20 protein-coding genes are annotated in these 18,505 nt (G+C 59.3%); 8 read left to right on the forward strand and 12 right to left on the reverse strand.

Going from position 1 to position 18,505, the window contains the following annotated elements; genetic code table 11:
- Positions 1–64: 64 nt before the first annotated feature.
- Positions 65–508: a helix-turn-helix domain-containing protein gene (locus INF77_RS03610; RefSeq protein WP_028012647.1), complete on the reverse strand. Its 444-nt coding sequence runs from the start codon at positions 506–508 to the stop codon at positions 65–67.
- 151 nt (positions 509–659) lie between these two features.
- Here INF77_RS03610 and agp point away from each other — a divergent pair, with 151 nt between their 5' ends.
- On the forward strand, positions 660–1,901 hold the full coding sequence (gene agp, locus INF77_RS03615; protein ID WP_048958424.1) for a bifunctional glucose-1-phosphatase/inositol phosphatase: 1,242 nt from the start codon (positions 660–662) through the stop codon (positions 1,899–1,901).
- Between the two features lie 32 nt (positions 1,902–1,933).
- On the opposite strand, the gene INF77_RS03620 is transcribed toward agp, so the two are convergent.
- Both INF77_RS03620 and wrbA read right to left on the reverse strand, forming a co-directional pair.
- Entirely contained in the window at positions 1,934–2,161 is a 228-nt protein-coding gene (locus INF77_RS03620; protein WP_193532721.1) for a YccJ family protein, read from the reverse strand.
- A gap of 18 nt (positions 2,162–2,179) precedes the next feature.
- On the reverse strand, positions 2,180–2,776 hold the full coding sequence (gene wrbA / locus INF77_RS03625; protein ID WP_041910554.1) for an NAD(P)H:quinone oxidoreductase: 597 nt from the start codon (positions 2,774–2,776) through the stop codon (positions 2,180–2,182).
- A 390-nt stretch (positions 2,777–3,166) separates the two neighbouring features.
- Here wrbA and INF77_RS03630 point away from each other — a divergent pair, with 390 nt between their 5' ends.
- From INF77_RS03630 to INF77_RS03645, 4 genes are all read left to right on the forward strand, one after another.
- A complete protein-coding gene (locus INF77_RS03630) occupies positions 3,167–3,337 on the forward strand; it encodes a general stress protein (protein WP_001273664.1) in 171 nt (56 codons plus the stop codon).
- A 116-nt stretch (positions 3,338–3,453) separates the two neighbouring features.
- Entirely contained in the window at positions 3,454–4,371 is a 918-nt protein-coding gene (locus INF77_RS03635) for a DMT family transporter (protein ID WP_045261672.1), read from the forward strand.
- 61 nt (positions 4,372–4,432) lie between these two features.
- Positions 4,433–4,702 carry a DUF1778 domain-containing protein gene (locus INF77_RS03640; protein WP_193532722.1) on the forward strand — a complete coding sequence of 90 codons (270 nt, stop codon included), beginning with the start codon at positions 4,433–4,435 and terminating at the stop codon, positions 4,700–4,702.
- 27 nt (positions 4,703–4,729) lie between these two features.
- Positions 4,730–5,230 (forward strand): GNAT family N-acetyltransferase, encoded by a 501-nt coding sequence (locus tag INF77_RS03645; RefSeq protein ID WP_192971185.1) that lies wholly within the window; start codon positions 4,730–4,732, stop codon positions 5,228–5,230.
- 58 nt (positions 5,231–5,288) lie between these two features.
- Here the strand turns inward: INF77_RS03645 and rutG are convergent, their stop codons facing one another.
- The 7 genes from rutG to rutA are packed head-to-tail and all read right to left on the reverse strand — an operon-like array spanning position 5,289 to position 10,723.
- Complete coding sequence (rutG, locus tag INF77_RS03650; protein ID WP_045261670.1) at positions 5,289–6,611, reverse strand: pyrimidine utilization transport protein G; 1,323 nt, start codon at positions 6,609–6,611, stop codon at positions 5,289–5,291.
- A 21-nt stretch (positions 6,612–6,632) separates the two neighbouring features.
- A complete protein-coding gene (rutF, locus tag INF77_RS03655) occupies positions 6,633–7,124 on the reverse strand; it encodes an NADH-dependent FMN reductase RutF (protein WP_032644856.1) in 492 nt (163 codons plus the stop codon).
- A gap of 12 nt (positions 7,125–7,136) precedes the next feature.
- The gene (locus tag INF77_RS03660; RefSeq protein WP_041910551.1) at positions 7,137–7,727 is read right to left on the reverse strand and encodes a malonic semialdehyde reductase; all 591 of its coding nucleotides are present in this window, start codon (positions 7,725–7,727) and stop codon (positions 7,137–7,139) included.
- A 9-nt stretch (positions 7,728–7,736) separates the two neighbouring features.
- Entirely contained in the window at positions 7,737–8,537 is an 801-nt protein-coding gene (gene rutD / locus INF77_RS03665; protein ID WP_028012656.1) for a pyrimidine utilization protein D, read from the reverse strand.
- A gap of 7 nt (positions 8,538–8,544) precedes the next feature.
- Entirely contained in the window at positions 8,545–8,931 is a 387-nt protein-coding gene (gene rutC, locus INF77_RS03670; RefSeq protein WP_008499822.1) for a pyrimidine utilization protein C, read from the reverse strand.
- 11 nt (positions 8,932–8,942) lie between these two features.
- Positions 8,943–9,632 (reverse strand): pyrimidine utilization protein B, encoded by a 690-nt coding sequence (rutB, locus tag INF77_RS03675; RefSeq protein ID WP_193532723.1) that lies wholly within the window; start codon positions 9,630–9,632, stop codon positions 8,943–8,945.
- Positions 9,632–10,723, reverse strand: coding sequence for a pyrimidine utilization protein A (gene rutA, locus INF77_RS03680; protein WP_041910549.1), 1,092 nt, complete (start codon positions 10,721–10,723; stop codon positions 9,632–9,634). The genes rutB and rutA overlap by 1 nt, the downstream gene beginning before the upstream one ends.
- A 245-nt stretch (positions 10,724–10,968) precedes the next feature.
- Between rutA and rutR the strand changes: the two genes are divergently transcribed.
- Positions 10,969–11,607: an HTH-type transcriptional regulator RutR gene (gene rutR / locus INF77_RS03685; RefSeq protein WP_028012659.1), complete on the forward strand. Its 639-nt coding sequence runs from the start codon at positions 10,969–10,971 to the stop codon at positions 11,605–11,607.
- Here the strand turns inward: rutR and INF77_RS03690 are convergent.
- Both INF77_RS03690 and putA read right to left on the reverse strand, forming a co-directional pair.
- Entirely contained in the window at positions 11,604–11,999 is a 396-nt protein-coding gene (locus INF77_RS03690; RefSeq protein WP_100170492.1) for a lysozyme inhibitor LprI family protein, read from the reverse strand. The genes rutR and INF77_RS03690 overlap by 4 nt on opposite strands.
- A 51-nt stretch (positions 12,000–12,050) precedes the next feature.
- Positions 12,051–16,013 (reverse strand): trifunctional transcriptional regulator/proline dehydrogenase/L-glutamate gamma-semialdehyde dehydrogenase, encoded by a 3,963-nt coding sequence (gene putA, locus INF77_RS03695; RefSeq protein WP_193532724.1) that lies wholly within the window; start codon positions 16,011–16,013, stop codon positions 12,051–12,053.
- A gap of 422 nt (positions 16,014–16,435) precedes the next feature.
- On the opposite strand from putA, the gene putP reads away from it, so the two are divergent.
- Together putP and INF77_RS03705 are read left to right on the forward strand one after the other, a co-directional pair.
- Positions 16,436–17,944, forward strand: coding sequence for a sodium/proline symporter PutP (putP, locus tag INF77_RS03700; RefSeq protein ID WP_045261668.1), 1,509 nt, complete (start codon positions 16,436–16,438; stop codon positions 17,942–17,944).
- Between the two features lie 116 nt (positions 17,945–18,060).
- Positions 18,061–18,480, forward strand: coding sequence for a DUF3574 domain-containing protein (locus tag INF77_RS03705; protein WP_028012663.1), 420 nt, complete (start codon positions 18,061–18,063; stop codon positions 18,478–18,480).
- Positions 18,481–18,505 lie beyond the last annotated feature (25 nt).

Raw genomic sequence — 18,505 nt, forward strand, 5'->3', positions numbered from 1 at the left:
TGCTATTTGGTTTTATAATGCAACCATTTTGCCGGGCATTTTGTGCTTTTGCCGTTGGGAACGATCAGGAGGGGAGTTTAGCCACGATCTCTTCAGGCGTCAGTTCGCGCCCATCGTCGGCGATAAGTGCCAGTTTACGCAGGGGTTTGCGCTGTTCGCTATCGACGAGAACGGTGCCGCATTCGTTTTCCGCGAACAAAAATTCATTGCCCCACTGGGAGAGAGCAACCAGCACCGTCTGGAGCGCGCGTCCTTTGTCGGTCAGAACGTATTCCTGCCAGGCGCTGCCGTCGGAGGCGGGCTGAAGCCGGAGGATGCCTTCATCGACCAGCAGCTTCAGCCGCGAGGTGAGCATGTTTTTCGCGATACCGAGGCTTTTCTGAAACTCACCGAAGCGTTTAATCCCGCGCAGCGCGTCGCGAACGATCAGCAGCGACCACCAGTCGCCAATGATATCCAGCGAACGGGCGACGGGGCAGGTGCTCTCTTCAAGGCGGGTGCGTTTCACGGTCAGGTCTCCGGTGGGGTATGGTTTTATTATAAAACTAATTAGCGCCCACCGTAAGCACGTTAATCATCAGTTTGAGAAATGCTTCCCGAAAAAACTGTCACGAATCTGTCACACTCACTGGAATATTAAAAAACGTGAGGAACGAGGGATGAGAAAAGCACTACTCGCAGTGGCCGTGGCAGGTACCCTTTCAATGACCTTTGGCGCACAGGCGCAGGAGACGCCGAAAGGCTATCAGCTGGAGCAGGTGTTAATCATGAGCCGTCACAACCTGCGCGCGCCGCTCGCTAACAACGGCAGCGTGCTGGAGCAGTCCACGCCGAAGCAGTGGCCGGAGTGGGACGTGCCGGGCGGTCAGCTCACCACCAAAGGCGGCGTGCTGGAAGTCTATATGGGCCATTACATGCGCGAGTGGCTGGCAGAGCAGGGGATGGTGAAGACGGGAGAGTGTCCGCCAGCGGATAGCGTTTATGCTTACGCCAACAGCCTGCAGCGTACCGTCGCCACCGCGCAGTTCTTCATTACCGGTGCGTTCCCGGGCTGCGACGTTCCTGTGCACCATCAGGAAAAAATGGGCACCATGGACCCGACCTTTAATCCGGTGATTACCGACAACTCGCCGGAATTCCGCGAAAAAGCGCTGAAGGCGATGGAGACCGAGCGGCAGAAAATGCAGCTTGGCGAAAGCTATAAGCTGCTGGAGCAGATGACGAACTACGCCGATTCCCCGTCCTGCAAAGAGAAAAAAGTCTGCTCGCTGGCAGACGCGAAAGATACCTTCAGCGCCGACTATGAAAAAGAGCCTGGCGTATCCGGGCCGCTGAAGGTGGGTAACTCGCTGGTGGACGCGTTCACGCTGCAGTATTACGAAGGTTTCCCGGCCGACCAGGTGGCCTGGGGTGAAATCAAGACCGACCAGCAGTGGCGCGTGCTGTCGAAGCTGAAGAACGGCTATCAGGACTCGCTGTTTACCTCCACCGAGGTGGCGCAAAACGTGGCGAAGCCGCTGGTGAAATATATCGATAAAACGCTGGTCACCGAACAGGCGAAAGCGCCTAAGATTACTCTGCTGGTAGGGCACGATTCGAACATCGCTTCACTGCTCACCGCGCTGGATTTCAAGCCGTATCAGCTGCATGACCAGCAGGAACGGACCCCGATCGGCGGCAAGATTGTCTTCCAGCGTTGGCACGACAAAAACAGCAATCAGGAGCTGATGAAAATTGAGTATGTCTACCAGAGCGCGGAGCAGCTGCGCAACGCCAGCGTGCTGACACTGCAGTCGCCCGCGCAGCGCGTGACGCTGGAGCTGAAGGGCTGTCCGGTGGACGCGAACGGCTTCTGTCCGGTTGATAAATTCAATGCGGTCATGAATAACGCGGCGAAGTAAAAGAGAACCCCCCGCATGGCGGGGGGAAACGCTTAGACGTTTTTACGTACGATGGTTTGCTCGCCCCAGAAGAGCGAGTCTTTGTCCGTTTTTTCGAAGGCGCGAATCAGCACTTCATCGTTGCCTTCTTCCCAAATCTGCTCGGCCAGCTTTTCGTCGTAGTTCGCGACTTCAAAGATGGCTTCGGCAATCTCCGGAGAGGTGTTGCGTAAACTTGCCCATTCGCCCACGTGGTGAGCTTTGGATTCCTGTGTTGGCATACTTTTCCTCCTGTTGGGTTAGCCGTTCAGTTTTTTAGCGAGACCCGCGACGTATTCACCCTGATAGCGGGCGATAGAGAGTTCTTCATTGCTTGGCTGACGTGAGCCATCCCCACCGGCAATGGTGGTTGCGCCGTACGGCGTCCCGCCGCGCACCTGAGAAACGTCAAACAGCTCCTGCGCGCCGTAGCCAATTGGCACAATCACCATCCCATGATGAGCAAGGGTAGTCCAGGTTGAGGTAATCGTCTGCTCCTGGCCGCCGCCGGTACCGGTAGAGCTGAATACGCTGGCGAGTTTGCCGTACAGCGCCCCGGATGCCCAGAGCCCGCCGGTTTGATCGAGGAAGGTACGCATCTGGCCTGACATATTGCCGAAGCGGGTCGGGGTGCCGAAGATAATGGCATCATACTCCGCCAGCTCCTGCGGGGTGGCGACCGGGGCATTTTGTGTTTTTCCCCCGGCTTTGGCGAACGCTTCCGCCTGCATGGTTTCCGGTACGCGTTTTACCACAACCTCAACGCCGTCCACTCTGTTTGCACCTTCTGCTACCGCGTGAGCCATGGTTTCAATGTGTCCATACATGGAATAATAGAGCACCAGAACTTTTGCCATTTTGCATCACTCCTCGTTGGTTTTTCTGACAGCGGATCGCTGCGTTCATTTAAAGATATGACATCACGGCCAGACTGCAAAAATGAACGGCATTTCTTTGATTTATAACAACATGGTTACAATAAGGTGCTGTAGCAAAATGAAACAACTTTCTGGTCGTCGAATTTTAAAATGATAAGAAAGGCTTATAGATTTCCGTCGCGTTATCTGACCCGAAAGGCGGATATCATGTTGCAGAATATTACCCGTGGCTTGCCGGATAGCCTCAGTCCACTAAGCTTAGTTTCACGCGGCACAGATAAAGGCCCTGTCCTTTAGCCGCGAGGTGAAAGAATCCTCTTTTACTGAATGCAATATGATGTCTAATGTTTCACACTCTGGAGGTTAGAGATGGCAAACCATCGTGGTGGTTCAGGTAATTTCGCTGAAGACCGTGAAAGAGCATCAGAAGCAGGTCGTAAAGGTGGCCAGTCTAGCGGGGGTAACTTCAAGAACGACCCTCAGCGCGCATCAGAGGCTGGTAAAAAAGGGGGTAAAAATAGCCACGGCAGCAATAAGTAGTACGCCGGGTTGACTCCCTGCCGCCGGGTTTCCCGGCGGTTTTTTTATGTCTGCAACATTGAACTGTAACCAAAGGCAACGCACACTACAGAATTGATCTCACTTGTTGGTGTCGCATGTCCGTCTCACGCTTTAAATTCTCCATAAAACCGCAGGAAGCCATCCTTATTCTCATCACCATGTTCTGGGGCGGGACCTTTCTTGCCGTCCAGTACGCGGTGACCCTCAGCGATCCGTTCTTTTTTGTCGGCCTGCGCTTTGCGACGGCGGCGATAGCCGTGGGGCTGATCTCCCTTAAAACGCTGCGGGGTCTGACGCTGAAGGAACTCAAGGCAGGCGTGGCGATTGGGATTGCGATAGCGATGGGCTATAGCCTGCAGACGTGGGGATTGCAGACCATCTCCAGCAGCAAATCCGCTTTTATTACCGCCATGTACGTGCCGCTGGTGCCGCTGCTGCAATGGTTATGCCTCGGGCGGCTACCGGGGCTGATGTCCTGCATTGGCATCGTGCTGGCGTTTATCGGCCTGATTTTATTAGCCGGGCCGGAAAATAACCTGCTGGCGCTGGGGCCGGGCGAGATCATTACCCTCGTCGGGGCCATTGCCATCGCGGCGGAAATTATTTTGATCAGCGCCTGGGCTGGGAAAGTGGACGTCAAGCGCGTGACGGTGGTGCAGCTCGCGACGGCGTCGCTGGTGGCCTTCGCGACGATGGTGCCAGCCGGGGAATCCGTGCCGCCGATGTCCACGGGGCTAGTGGTGGTCGCGCTGGGGCTTGGCATCTTCAGCGCCATTATCCAGGTGACCATGAACTGGGCGCAGCGCAGCGTATCGCCAACGCGAGCGACGGTGATCTACACCGGTGAACCGGTCTGGGCGGGGATTTTCGGACGACTGGCCGGCGAGCGTTTACCGCTGCTGGCGCTGGTGGGCGCGGCGTTTATTGTCGCCGGGGTGCTGGTGAGCGAACTAAAGCTCAGAAAGCGGGGGCGTGAAGCGAGTCATTTGACTGCTGAAAAAGGTTTAGATTGAAAAAAAGCGCAACGTTACTTAGGATATGTACGGATTAAAACCGTACACGGTGATGTAAACCATGCCAGCACTTAAAAAACAGCGTATCGATCTTCGCTTAACGGACGAAGACAAAACAATGATTGAAGAAGCGGCGGCGATGACGAATCAAACGATCACCCAGTTTATGGTGAACAGTGCGTCAGAGCGTGCTGCAGAGGTCATCGAGCAGCACCGTCGTCTCGTGTTAAACGAAGCCTCCTGGAATGCGGTGATGGATGCTATCGACAATCCGCCAGAGCCAAATGAACGCCTCAAGCGAGTGGCAAAACGTCTTCGAAACATGGAGTGAAGCGTCTTGGCAAATCTCACGATTGAAATGTTTTCAGAGGGAACCGACTATGATTTCGGGGATTTTGATTGTGGTGAACCCTCGCTAAATGCCTTCCTGAGAGAACACCTGGTACGCCAGCACAATGGACGTATTCTACGAGCCTACCTGCTTAAAGAGCGCGACCATCCGCGCGTGCTGGGCTATTACACGCTATCGGGAAGTTGCTTTGAGAGAGCGATGCTTCCTTCTAAGACTCAGCAGCGTCGGATCCCTTATCTCAACGTACCCAGCGTGACGCTGGGACGTCTGGCTATTCATAAAGAACTACAGGGAAACGAGTGGGGAACAACGCTTGTTGCACACGCTATGCGGGTGGTTTACCTGGCGTCGCAGGCTGTGGGAGTAAACGGAATATTTGTTGATGCCCTTAGCGAGCAGGCTAAACGATTTTATCTGAAGCTGGGGTTCATCCCGCTGGCAGGCGAAAACAGCCATTCTTTGTTCTTCCCGACAAAAGCTATCGAACGACTGTTTGAGCAGGCGTGATCGCTCTTAAGGAGCATGCAGGTCGGGTAAGGCGTAGCCGTCACCCGACATATCGATTTCACGAATCCTGATGCGCCGCGGCGGCCTGCGGCGCGGCAGCCATCCGGCGGCTCAGCAGGGCGTTAAGCAGGATCGCGCCGAAGGTCGCCGTACCAATCCCGCCAATCGTAAACCCGCCCAGCGTCAGGGCAAAATCGCCCGCGCCCAGCACCAGCGTGACGGCCACCATGATCAGGTTGCTGTTCTGGCTGAGGTCAACCCGATGCTGTACCCAGATGCGCGCCCCGGCCACGGCGATCAGCCCGAACACCACAATCGACGCGCCGCCGATGACCGGTGACGGAATGGTGTGGATCAGCGCGCCGAACTTCGGTGAGAAACCAAGAAGGATCGCCATTACCGCCGCCGCCACGAAGACCAGCGTTGAGTAGACCTTGGTCACCGCCATCACGCCGATGTTTTCCGCGTAGGTGGTCACGCCGCTGCCGCCCACGGAGCCTGAGAGCATGGTCGCCAGCCCGTCGCCGACGAACGCGCGGCCCATGTACGGATCCATGCTGCGCCCGGTCATTCCCGCCACCGCCTTCAGGTGCCCTAAGTTTTCCGCCACCAGGATCACCGCCACCGGGGCGATAAGCATCATCGCCTGCGTGTTAAAGGTGGGCGAGGTCACCTGCGGCAGACCGAACCAGGCGGCCTGATGAAGCAGGGTAAAATCGACCGGCTTGCCCATGCCGAACACGTTCGCCAGCAGGGCGTAGATCAGACAGGCGACAATCAGCCCGACCAGGATCAGCAGACGCTGGATCATCCCGCGCGTAAAGACTGCCACCAGGCCGATGCACAGCACCGTGATCACCGCCATCCAGCTTTCAAACGGCGAAGCGGAGACGCTTTTCACCGCAATCGGCGCGAGGTTCAGGCCTATCGCCATCACCACCGCGCCGGTGACGACGGGGGGCATCATCCGTTCGATCCAGCGCGTGCCGATCTTCATCACAACGAGACCAATCAGGGTATAGACCAGCCCGCAAGCGATGATGCCGCCGAGGGCCACGCTCAGGTTGGGGTTGATCCCCTGGCCGTTAAAACCGGTAGTGGCGATCACCACGCCGACAAAGGCGGCGCTGGAGCCCAGGTAGCTGGGCACGCGCCCGCCGGTAACAAAAAAGAACAGCAGGGTGCCGATTCCCGACATCAGAATAGACAGGTTGGGATCGAGCCCCATCAGCATCGGCATCAATACCGTCGCGCCAAACATCGCGACTGCATGCTGGACGCCCATCACCATGGTTTGCCCGAGCGGGAGGCGTTCATCCGGCGCGACCACGCCTGCTTCAGTGGAGGTCGATTTCAACTGCCAGTGGGGAAATCCGAACATGGTCTGTCTCCTTAAAGCGCCTTAGCAGGCGGGTCGCATAAGCGCGTGGTAGCTGCGGTCAAACCACACCAGACCTTGCGGGGCGGGGTGGCGAATAATCGATACGATGTCGCAAAACAGAATGTCGTGAGTACCGACGCTGACCACCTGGCTGATGCGGCAGTCAAACGAGGCCAGCGCATCCTCCAGACGCGGGCAGCCCGTGTCGCCCGTCTGCCAGCGGGCGGCGGTAAAGCGTTCCGCCATCGGCGTTTTACCGCCAAACAGATTGGATAAAGGCTCCTGTCCGGCGCTCAGGGTATTCACGCACAGGGTGCGGTTTTCGCTGAACGTGGGCCAGACCGACGCGCCGCGGTTCAGGCACACCAGCAGGGTGGGAGGGGAATCCGTGACGCTGCATACCGCGCTGGCGGTGAAGCCCGCCATCCCCGCCGGGCCGTCGGTGGTGATGATGTTGACCGCCGCGCCGACGCAGGCCATGGCGTCGCGAAAGGTTTGTTTATCGGGTGTCATCACGATCGCTCCTTACGCCAGTCCGCAGGCATCGTCGAAGGTCAGGCGCGGCAGACGCCCGTAAAGTTTGCGCGTATCGCCATAGCCAATGTTGATCAGCAGGTTGCTTTTAAGCGTTGTGCCGGTGAAAAAGGCCTCGTCGACCTTTTGTCGGTCAAAGCCCGACATCGGGCCGGTGTCCAGGCCGAGTGCGCGGCAGGCGAAAATCAGATACGCGGCCTGCATTGAGCTGTTGCGAAAGGCCGTCTCTTCCGCCAGCGCGGGGCTTGCGGTAAACCAGCTTCTGGCATCGCCGTGCGGGAACAGCTCGGGCAGGCGCTCGTAGAATTCCCCGTCCCAGGCGACAATCGCTGTCACCGGGGCGGTAAGCGTTTTCTCGAGGTTGCCGCTGGAGAGCGCCGGGCGCAGCTTCTCTTTTCCCTCTGCGCTTCGCACAAAGACAATGCGCGCCGGTGAGCAGTTGGCAGACGTTGGGCCCCATTTCATCAGGTCATACATCTCGCGCAGCGTCTCGTCGCTGACCGGCATATCCAGCCAGCCGTTGTGGGTGCGGGCACCGGTGAACAGCGTTTCCAGCGCGGCGGGGGTAATGGCTTCGCTCATTAAAGCTCCTTATAAAGCGGGTTCAGGGCTGTGCAGCAGGCTGGCAAGCCCGTTCAGCAGCAGGGTGTTAAAGGTGTCCGGCTCGGTGACGTTGCAGGCATGTCCGCCCTGGCGCATGACCGTTTTGTGGGCGTGCGGGAGGGCGGCGTGCAGTTCAGCGGAACAGACGGACGGCACCAGCACGTCGTCGGCGGAACAGATAATGTGAACCGGGCAGCGAATGCGTGCGGACTGGCGGCGGAAGTCGGCTTTTTTCAGGGCGCTGAGCCTGCGCAGCAGGTTGGTTTTACCCTGGAAATGGGCCAGCGCCAGCGCTTCTTCGGCCTCCAGACGCGGCGCGCGGGCGGCCATCCAGTCTGCCGGGTAGAGAAACAGCGGCTGCGCCTCGACCCACGCCTGCGCGCCGCCGGAATGCAGCAGCCGCTCGCGAACGTCAAAACAGCGGCGGGTGTGGGCATTGAGGGTCAGCCAGCCATTGACGCACACCAGCGCGGTGAGGGCGTCGGGCCTGTCGAGGGCCAGTTGCAGGCCGACCAGCGCGCCGAGCGCGTGCCCGACGACGCTGTAGCGCGCAATGCCTGCGTCAGCCAGCGCCTGGGCGAGCTCGTCTGCCATCTGCGCAAGGCTGTAACCCTCCGGCAGGGTGTCGGGGTTATTGCCCGTTCCCCGCTGGTCATAGCACACCACCTGATACTCCGGCTCCAGCGCGGCCTGTTGGGGCAGCCAGTAGCTGCCGCTGCCGCCGAGACCGGAAATAAAGACCACCACGGGCGCACCCTCGTACGGCGGCGGCGAGACGGAAAGTTTCATGCCTGCCTCACTTCGCGATGTGCGCAACGGTGGCGATCTCAACCAGCGCGTCCGGTTTTACCAGCCCGCACTGAATGCAGAACCGCGCCGGTTTATCGCCGGGGAAGAACTCGGCGTAGATTTCGTTAATCGCGGCGTAGTTTTTCCAGTCGGTGATAAAGATGCTGTTGAAGGTCACATCCTCCATCGTGCCACCTGCCGTTTCGATCACGGTTTTGATCGTCTCCAGCACGTGGCGGGTTTGCGCCTTTGGGTCGTTGATAAATACCACGTTGTTGTCTTTATCAAACGGCAGCGTGCCGGAGACATACACCACGCCGTCGGCGAGGGTGCCGGGGACAAACGGGGCGATGGGCGTGCTGGTGCCCGGCGGGATGATTACGGATTTCGGCATCGTGTGTCTCCTCAGGCGATACGGGCGAGCGGAGGATTCAGGGCGTCGCAGAAATCCGCAACGTTACTGACCCAGCCAAAAAAGGTTTCGATATTGAACAAAGCTGCCTTTTGGGCGAATTCCGGCCCGGCCTGGTGGGTGGCGTCTTCCAGCACCACGCCGAAATACTCGAGGAAAAAGCCGTCGCGCAGGGTCGATTCCACGCACACGTTGGTGGCAATGCCAGTGAACACCAGGTGGCGAATGCCCCGGCTGCGCAGCAGGCTGTCGAGCGGGGTATTGAAAAAGCCGCTGTAGCGCGGTTTCGGCAGGACGATATCACCCGCCTGCGGGACCAGCTCGTCCACCAGCTGATAATCCCAGCCGCCTTTGGCCAGCAGCTTGCCCTGCAGTTCGGGCCGCTTGCGCATGGTTTTCAGGGCGTTCGACTTGTGGAAGTTGGGCGAGCCGGGGCCCCCGGCCTCGACGTACTGGTCATCCCAGCCGTTCTGGAACCAGATGATGAGCATTCCCGCCGCGCGCGCGGCGGCGACGGCGGTTTTGATGTTCTCGATCACCGGCCTTGTGGCGGAGACGTCGAACCCCGCCAGATCCAGATAACCGCCCTTGCTGGCATAGGCGTTTTGCATGTCCACCACGATCAGCGCGCTCTGCTGCGGCGCAAAGGTGATGGCTTCCGGGCGAGCGTTTAAGGTCGTCATTACGCCACCTCCTTCGTGACGGCAGGGATATGGGCGCGGCACTGCATCAGCGGCTGGATGCGCTCGCCGAAGGTTTCCACGCCGGTGAGGAAATCATCGAAGGTCAGCAGGACGCCCTCCGCGCCGGGTACGGCCGCCACTTCGTCGAGCATCCTGGCAACGCTGGCATACGAGCCGACCAGCGTGCCCATGTTGATATTGACGGCGGAGGTCGGGTCGGCCATCTGGCGCACGTTGGTGTCTGCGCCGGAACGGGTGTCTTTCTGGCTCTGCTCGGTAAGCCAGCTCAGGGCTTCGTCGTCAGCGCCGTCCTTATACCGCTCCCATTTGGCGCGCGCGGCGTCGTCCGTTTCGTCGGCAATGACCATGAACAGCACGTACGAGCCCACGTCGCGCCCGGTTTTGTCGGCGGCCTCCTTCATGCGTGCCGCGGTCGGGGCAAAGGCGGCAGGGGTGTTAACGCCTTTGCCGAAGCAGAAGTTGAAGTCAGCATATTTCGCGGAGAATTCCATCCCCGCGTCGCTCTGCCCGGCGCAAATCACCTTCATCGGCACCGACGGCTGCGGGCTGACGCGGCAGTCGTTCATGGTAAAGAAGTCGCCTTTGAAGTCGCTTTTGCCGGTGCCCCACAGGTCGCGCAGCACCTGTACGTATTCGGTCAGGTAGTCGTAGCGACGGGAGAAGTAATCGTCCCCCGGCCAGAGTCCCATCTGCTCGTACTCCGGTTTTTGCCAGCCGGTGACCAGGTTAACGCCAAAGCGCCCGCCGGAGATGGAGTCGATGGTGGAGGCCATGCGTGCCACGATCGCGGGCGGAAGGGTGAGGGTGGCCGCGGTGGCGTAGATCTGGATCCGCGAGGTAACCGCTGCCAGCCCGGCCATCAGTGTGAAGGACTCCAGGTTGTGATCCCAGAATTCCGTTTTGCCGCCAAAGCCGCGCAGCTTGATCATCGAAAGCGCAAAGTCGAAATGGTAGTGCTCCGCTTTCTGCACGATGGCTTTGTTCAGCTCAAAGGTCGGCATGTACTGCGGTGCAGTGGTCGAGATAAGCCAGCCGTTGTTGCCGATGGGTACAAATACGCCAATTTTCATCACGAACCTCTCTTCATTACGTCGCAGGTGTAACGGTGGTTTTGCAAAGGCAATGCCAGTTTTGAAAACGCCTGTGTTATTAATGTGTTAATCAAAGGTTGAGGGATTGATGCCGCTAAATGTGGACTAAATGGTCAAAAACATTGCACAGAAAACAGGCACTCATGCGCGATGGGAGTGCAGAAGGTCGTGGCGAGGCGGGGGTTTTGCTATGCTGAGCGCAGGAAAGAAAATGGAGAGCGGAAATGACACAAGGCGCAGTGAAAACACCCGGAAAACGTTCGCAGGCGGTGAGCGCCAAGAAGCAGGCGATCCTCAGCGCCGCGCTGGAGACCTTTTCACAGTTTGGCATTCACGGCACGCGCCTGGAGCAGGTGGCGGAGCAGTCCGGGGTGTCTAAAACCAATCTGCTCTACTATTACCCGTCGAAAGAGGCGCTGTATGTGGCGGTGATGCAGCAGATCCTCGATATCTGGCTGGCGCCGCTCAAGGCATTTCGCGAAGAGCTGGCCCCGCTGGTGGCTATCGAGGAGTACATTCGCCTGAAGCTCGAGGTGTCGCGCGATTACCCGCAGGCGTCAAGGCTGTTTTGTCTTGAGATGCTGCAGGGCGCGCCGCTGCTGCAGGCGGAGCTGACGGGGGATTTAAAGCAGCTGGTGGACGATAAGTCGGCGATTATCGCCGGATGGGTTGCCAGCGGAAAGCTGGCCCCGGTCGACCCGCAGCACCTGATCTTTATGATTTGGGCCGCTACCCAGCATTACGCTGACTTTGCGGCCCAGGTCGAGGCGGTAACCGGTAAAACGCTCCAGGACGAGGCGTTTTTCCAGAGCACCCTCGAAAACGTGCAGCGGATGATTATCGAAGGGATCCGCGTGCGTTAATTGCCCGGCGGGAGAGGGCAGCTTAAGTCGCCCTCTTCACACTGCATCAGCGAGGCCAGAAACGCCTCGCGCTCCACGGTTTTTTCCGCCAGGCACTGGTTAACAATCATTGGCTGGACGCTCCCGCCTTCCGTCCCCGAACCGATAAACGCGCAGTCCGCGTCGCGCAGGGTAATCCACGCCTGTTGCGCTTTTTTCAGCAGGTCGCGCTGGGGGGCCGCCGCGCGTTTGATGGCGGCCTGGTAGGTCTGGTTGAGTTTTTTATCGGCTGCCTGGTACTGCTGCGCGCTACAGCTGTTCAGTTCAAGCTGGGTGGTCGCGTTGTCGCACTCGTTGGCCAGCGCGCTGGCGCTGAGCAGCAGTGCCGCACCGGCGATAAGATATCGTTTCATATACTCCCCAATAAAATAAGGCTCCGTCTCCGGAGCCTTATTAGCACAGCGTTAGCCGATTGTCATCAGGCTGGCGTTACCGCCCGCCGCCGCGGTGTTGACGCTGAGCGAGCGCTCCACGTACAGACGCTCCAGCAGCAGGTTGGTTTCCCCGCGGGCGAAGCCCTGCATGGAAACAATCGCCCCGCTGCGGGCCGCCACCTGCTCGCACAGCTCGCGCAGCTGGTCGGAATCACCGTGATAAATCACCGCGTCAAACGGCTGGGTCAGCAGGGCATCGGCTTTCGCAAAGCGAATGCGAGCCGAAACCGCTTTCGGCAGCTGTTTGGCGAGATCGCGATGCAGCGCATCGTCCGGCCACAGCACTTCACACCCGGTGGCCATCGCCGCGGCCAGCTGTACCAGCGCGTCCTGCTCGTTATCCGCCACGCACAGTACGTGCTCGCGCGGCATCAGCGTCCAGGTGTTGCGCTCGCCGGTTGGCCCCGGCAGCAGGCGCTGGGTACCGGCCTGCGCCAGCTCGCCGTACTGCTGGGCAACCGCACGCAGCTCAGGACGTTTTTCCGCCCATGCGATCAGCGCCTCCAGCGGCTGGGTCAGCACGGCTTTCACCTGCGCATCCACCGGATATTCAGCGTCCTGACGCGCCAGCGTCACGCCCAGCGCATTTTCCGGACGGTTCGCCAGCAGACGATACAGGTAGAGCGGGCCGCCCGCTTTCGGACCCGTACCGGAGAGGCCTTCGCCGCCGAACGGCTGCACGCCCACGACCGCGCCAACCATGTTGCGGTTGACGTACAGGTTGCCGACTTTGGCCGTGCCGGTGACCTGCGCAATGGTCTCGTCGATACGGGTATGCACGCCGAGCGTCAGGCCGTAGCCGGAGGCGTTGATCTGGTCGATAAGCGCGTTGAGGTTGTTACGGTTGTAACGCACCACGTGCAGCACCGGGCCGAAGACCTCTTTTTTCAGCTCGTCGAAGCTTGCCAGCTCAATCAGCGTAGGCGGCACGAAGGTGCCTGTCTGCCACTCGCGGGCATCTTCGCTGTTCTCGCGCACCGCCTGGAACACCGGACGGCCTTTGGCGCGCATGGCCTGAATGTGGTTTTCAATGTTGGCTTTGGCTTCCGCGTCGATCACCGGCCCGATGTCGGTGGTGAGACGGCCCGGGTTGCCCATGCGGCATTCCGCCATTGCGCCGCGCAGCATCTTCAGCGTGTGGTCAGCCACGTCATCCTGTAAGCACAGCACGCGCAGGGCGGAGCAGCGCTGACCGGCGCTGTCGAAGGCGGAGGCCAGCACGTCAACAACCACCTGCTCGGTGAGGGCGGAGGAGTCAACAATCATGGCGTTCATGCCGCCGGTTTCGGCGATAAGCGGGGTAGGACGACCCTGCGCATCCAGACGGGTGGCGATGTTGCGTTGCAGCAGGGAGGCCACTTCGGTCGAACCGGTAAACATCACGCCGCGCACGCGGTTATCGGAGGTGAGTTTGGCGCCCACCGTTTCACCGCGCCCAGGCAGCAGTTGCACCACGCCCGCCGGTACGCCGGCTTCCAGAAGAATGTTGATGCCCTGGGCGGCAATCAGCGGGGTTTGCTCTGCCGGTTTCGCCAGCACGCTGTTGCCTGCGGCAAGGGCGGCGGCAATCTGGCCGGTGAAGATGGCCAGCGGGAAGTTCCACGGGCTGATACAGACCACCGGACCGAGCGGACGGTGCGTTTCGTTGTCGAAATCATCGCGCACCTGACCGGCGTAGTAGTGCAGGAAGTCGACCGCCTCACGCACTTCGGCGATGGCGTTGCTGAAGGTTTTCCCCGCCTCACGCACCAGAATGCCGATGAGCTGCTGCATCTGATCTTCCATCAGCACCGCGGCACGTTCCAGAATGGCGGCACGCTCCTGCGGCGGGGTGGCGAACCAGATTGGCGCGTTGTTCACCGCGCTCTCCAGCGCCTGTTCCACTTCCGCTTCGGTTGCTTCACGCGCGTAGCCGACGATGTCCTTCGGCTCTGCCGGGTTGATCACCGGCTGCATTTCACCGTCCTCAACGGACTGCTCAAGGATCGGTTTGGCCTGCCACTTCTGCAATGCGCTGTTGAGCAGGGCAGAGGAGAGCGACGCCAGACGGTGTTCGTTCGCCAGATCCAGGCCCGCCGAGTTGACGCGGCCCGCGCCGTAAAGCTCGCGCGGCAGGGCAATTTTCGGATGCGGCAGACCAATCTGGCCTTCCTGCGCCGCCAGCTTCTCAACGGCCTGCACCGGATCGGCCACCAGTTCGTCGAGCGGCAGCGTGGTGTCTGCGATGCGGTTAACGAAGGAGGTGTTCGCCCCGTTCTCCAGCAGACGACGCACCAGGTACGCCAGCAGGGTTTCGTGGGTGCCCACCGGCGCATAGATACGGCACGGGCGGTTCAGCTTGCCGTCCGCCACTTTACCGGTGACCTGCTCGTACAGCGGTTCGCCCATGCCGTGCAGGCACTGGAACTCGTACTGGCCCGGATAGTAGTTCTGCCCGGCCAGGCTGTAGATCGCCGCCAGGGTATGGGCGTTGTGGGTCGCGAACTGCGGATAAATCAGGTTCGGCACGCCGAGCAGTTTTTTCGCGCACGCGAGGTAAGAGACGTCGGTGTAGACCTTGCGGGTATAGACCGGATAGCCTTCCAGACCTTCAATCTGGGCGCGTTTGATTTCGCTGTCCCAGTAGGCGCCTTTCACCAGACGGATCATCAGGCGGCGACGGCTGCGGCTGGCCAGGTCAATCAGGTAATCAATGACGAACGGACAGCGTTTCTGGTAGGCCTGAATAACGAAACCAATCCCGTTCCAGCCTGCCAGTTCCGGCTCGAAGCACAATTTTTCCAGCAGATCGAGGGAGATCTCCAGACGGTCAGCCTCTTCGGCGTCGATATTAATGCCGATGTCATACTGGCGCGCCAGCAGGGTCAGGGACTTCAGGCGCGGATAGAGCTCTTCCATCACCCGGTCGTACTGCGCGCGGCTGTAGCGCGGGTGCAGGGCAGAGAGCTTAATAGAGATGCCCGGGCCTTCATAAATACCGCGACCGTTGGACGCTTTACCGATGGCGTGGATCGCCTGCTGGTAAGAGACCATGTAGGCCTGCGCGTCGGCGGCGGTGAGCGCCGCTTCGCCCAGCATGTCATAGGAGTAGCGGAAACCTTTGTCTTCCAGCTTGCGGGCATTCGCCAGCGCTTCGGCAATGGTTTCCCCGGTGACGAATTGCTCGCCCATCAGGCGCATCGCCATGTCCACGCCCTTGCGGATCAGCGGCTCGCCGCTCTTGCCGATAATGCGGTTCAGAGAGCGTGACAGGTTGGCTTCGTTATGGGTGGAGACCAGCTTGCCGGTAAACAGCAGACCCCAGGTGGCGGCGTTGACGAACAGCGACGGGCTGCGGCCAATGTGGGAGTGCCAGTTGCCGTTGCTGATCTTGTCGCGGATCAGCGCGTCGCGGGTAGCTTTATCCGGAATACGCAGCAGCGCTTCCGCCAGGCACATCAGCGCCACGCCTTCCTGTGAGGAGAGGGAGAACTCCTGCAACAGGCCCTGCACCATCCCGGCGCGGCCGGTGGCGGTTTTCTGGTTGCGCAGCTTGTCGGCTAACTGATACGCCAGGCTGTGCGCCTGGGCGGCAATGGCTTCCGGCAGGCGGGCCTGCTCCAGCAGCATCGGCACGGCGTCGGTTTCGGCGCGGCGGTAAGCCCCGGTAATGGCGGCGCGGCTGACGGACTGCGGCAGGATCTGCTCGGCAAATTCGAGGAACGGCTGGTGGTTCTCTTCCACCGCCGTCGCGGCGTCTTCGCTTTCGTTCGCTGCGCCCGCCAGCAGGGCAGGCAGCTCCGGCAGGCCGTCTTCGCTTTCCAGCCTTTCCAGATAGTTAAAAATCGCCTGCTTGATTAACCAGTGCGGTGTGCGATCAATGCGGGTTGCTGCGGTCTTAATCCGTTCGCGGGTCGCGTCATCCAGCTTAACCCCCATGGTGGTCATCCCCATGCCAAAACTCCTGTTGTTCTGTAATAGCGTTCTGTTGATAGCGTGAAATATCCACCATGTTGCAACTTTGTGCAACCGTGTTAAATGTGACCTGGTTTGCAAGCTGGAAAATGAATGGATTGTTAACGAATAGTTAGCTGGAAAAAAGCGCTGGCTTCTGCATGCGAAGCCTGTTTTTATGCGGTGCTTAACACTTTTAAAAGGTGCAACCCGTATAAATGTGAGCGAGTGCAACCTATAGGAAAGACGTATAAAACCAGGGATGAAATTCATGTAAATGCAGTGTTAAATCGTTTGTCAGTGGGAAGCGTATACGGCAGGATAGCGCGCCCAACGGAAACACATACACACATCACTACGTTCCGGTGATGACATAACAAGGCAACCCGGACGGTTGTCGCTCGACATTTTGGAGAATTTGAATGGCTATTAGCACACCGATGCTGGTGACATTTCTCGTTTATATTTTTGGCATGATCCTGATAGGGTTTTTGGCATGGCGTTCCACTAAAAACTTTGACGACTACATCCTTGGCGGGCGCAGCTTAGGCCCAATGGTCACCGCGCTCTCTGCGGGCGCATCCGACATGAGCGGCTGGCTGCTGATGGGGCTGCCGGGCGCGATTTTCATCTCTGGTATTTCCGAAAGCTGGATCGCCATCGGCCTGACCGTCGGCGCATGGATCAACTGGAAGCTGGTGGCAGGCCGTCTGCGCGTGCATACCGAAGCCAACAACAACGCCCTGACGCTGCCAGATTACTTCACCGGACGCTTTGAAGATAACAGCCGCATTCTGCGCATTATCTCCGCGGTGGTGATCCTGCTGTTCTTCACCATCTACTGCGCCTCCGGCATCGTGGCGGGTGCGCGACTGTTCGAAAGCACCTTCGGCATGAGCTATGAAACCGCCCTGTGGGCCGGTGCCGCGGCAACCATCCTCTATACCTTCGTGGGCGGGTTCCTGGCAGTAAGCTGGACCGACACCGTGCAGGCGAGCCTGATGATCTTCGCCCTGATCCTGACCCCGGTGATTGTGATTTTCACCGTTGGCGGCTTTGGCGATTCACTGGAAGTGATCAAGCAGAAGAGCATCGAAAACGTCGACATGCTGAAAGGGCTGAATTTCGTTGCCATCGTCTCCCTGATGGGCTGGGGCCTGGGCTACTTCGGTCAGCCGCACATTCTGGCGCGCTTTATGGCGGCGGATTCTCATCACACCATCGTTCACGCGCGTCGCATCAGCATGACGTGGATGATCCTGTGTCTGGCGGGCGCGTGTGCGGTCGGCTTCTTCGGTATCGCCTACTTCAGCAATAACCCGGCGCAGGCGGGCGCGGTGAACCAGAACGCCGAGCGCGTGTTCATCGAGCTGGCGCAGATTCTGTTTAACCCGTGGATTGCCGGTATTTTGCTCTCCGCGATCCTGGCGGCGGTGATGTCCACCCTGAGCTGTCAGCTGCTGGTTTGCTCCAGTGCAATCACCGAAGACCTCTACAAGGCCTTCCTGCGTAAAAATGCGAGCCAGAAAGAGCTGGTGTGGGTAGGGCGCTTTATGGTGCTGGTGGTGGCGCTGGTAGCCATTGCGCTGGCAGCCAACCCGGAAAACCGCGTGCTGGGTCTCGTGAGCTACGCGTGGGCGGGCTTCGGTGCCGCGTTTGGGCCGGTGGTGCTGTTCTCCGTCATGTGGTCACGCATGACCCGCAACGGCGCGCTGGCGGGGATGATCATCGGTGCGGTGACCGTCATCGTCTGGAAGCAGTTCGCGTGGCTGGGCCTGTACGAAATCATTCCGGGCTTCATCTTCGGCAGCATCGGTATTGTGGTGTTCAGCCTGCTGGGTAAAGCGCCGTCTGCCTCTATGCAGAAGCGCTTTGCGGAAGCGGATGCGCACTACCACACTGCGCCGCCGACTAAGCTTCAGGCAGAATAATTTTCTCACGCAGTACCGTAGGCCGGGTAAGCGCAAGCGCCACCCGGCTTTTTTCTTGCCAAAATCCGTATTTTCCTGTGATATCCATGTGCTTATAACAATGAGGATAGCGACACATGACCATCAAAACAGGGGTAATGGCAGCGGCATTATTGATGCTGGCGGGCTGCAACGCGCCATCGCAACATGCGGCGGTAGAGACCTGCAAAGCGGATAACCAGATGCAGCAAACCACGCTCTATTTCGGCTTGAATCGCCCGGCAGGGGCGCAGATTACCGGCAGCGAGTGGCAGCAGTTTGTTGACCAGGACGTGACGCCGCGTTTTCGCGATGGCTTAACGGTGTTTGATGCGCGCGGGCAGTGGCTGGGCAACGACGGAAAAGTGGCGCGTGAACCGAGCAAGGCGCTGATGCTGATCCACGGTAAAGATGCGCAGAGCGAGAAGAACATCGAAGCGTTGCGCGGGATCTATAAGTCTCGTTTCGCACAGGAGTCGGTGATGCGGGTCGACCAGCCGGTGTGCGTACAGTTTTAACAAAAACGGCGGGATAACCCGCCGT

Origin of the sequence: Enterobacter cloacae complex sp. P1B (assembly GCF_014982345.1) — a bacterium.
GTDB lineage: Bacteria > Pseudomonadota > Gammaproteobacteria > Enterobacterales > Enterobacteriaceae > Enterobacter > Enterobacter bugandensis.